The sequence below is a fragment of the Psychrobacter sp. 16-MNA-CIBAN-0192 genome, assembly GCF_040309565.1.
Classification (GTDB): Bacteria; Pseudomonadota; Gammaproteobacteria; order Pseudomonadales; family Moraxellaceae; genus Psychrobacter.
The window spans coordinates 1-247 of record NZ_JBEOOX010000575.1; the positions used below are offsets into that span (position 1 = coordinate 1).

Annotated in this window: 1 protein-coding gene; it reads left to right on the forward strand. The window is 44.9% G+C overall.

Translation table 11 applies throughout. From position 1 onward, the window contains the following. On the forward strand, positions 1 to 247 hold a 247-nt coding region (locus AAEY78_RS14440), incomplete at both ends, for a hypothetical protein (protein ID WP_352340131.1).

Below are 247 nucleotides of genomic sequence, written 5' to 3' on the forward strand. Positions count from 1 at the left end.
GTTCTAGGCCTTATTACCTATGGCGCAGTCGATGCGGCGTTTATTGCATTTATTAAGCCTTTTATTGATGAAGGTTTCAGCCAAACTCCAGCGATAGCTGCTGGTGTCGACTTACCGACACATGGTGGGTTTAACGCCAATAAAGACATTATGTTAATGGCTCCTATTGCGGTTATTGTCATGTTCAGCATACGTGGCGTGGCTAACTTTGTGTCGACCTATTGTGTCTCATTCATGAGTGCACAGC